Genomic DNA, 368 nt, shown 5'->3' with positions numbered 1-368 from the left:
CGACGACGGAAAAAACGTGCCATCTCTTATTCCCCCTGCTTTTCGGTTTCGGCTTCTGACTCTTCGTCCGAGCTGTTGTCGTCGGAGTTGTCATTGCCCTCTTCACGGCGCGGCGGGCGGCTGCCCTGCTTTGCAGTGCGCTCGCGGGCATCTTTATCAGCCTTGAGGATCGGAGACTCTTCGGTGATGGCTTCGTCTTCGCGAATCACGAGGTTACGCAGGACGGCATCGTTGTAGCGGAAGTTGGTGGTCAACTCTTCCAGGGCTTCCTCGGTGCACTCAACGTTCATGAGTACATAGTGAGCCTTGTGGATTTTGTTGATGGAGTAAGCCATTTGACGGCGACCCCAGTCTTCCAGACGGTGAAC

General features: G+C 55.7%; 1 protein-coding gene. It reads right to left on the bottom strand.

The window, feature by feature from the left end:
* Positions 1–26 precede the first annotated feature (26 nt).
* On the bottom strand, positions 27–368 hold a 342-nt coding region (gene rpsF / locus B3187_RS10465; RefSeq protein ID WP_286806289.1), incomplete at its 5' end, for a 30S ribosomal protein S6.

The sequence above is a fragment of the Marinimicrobium sp. UBA4209 genome (assembly GCF_002381585.1).
In the GTDB taxonomy this organism is placed as follows: Bacteria; Pseudomonadota; Gammaproteobacteria; order Pseudomonadales; family Cellvibrionaceae; genus Marinimicrobium; species Marinimicrobium koreense.
Note: the sequence above shows the minus strand (reverse complement) of the source record. Positions and strands in the feature narration are given on the sequence as shown.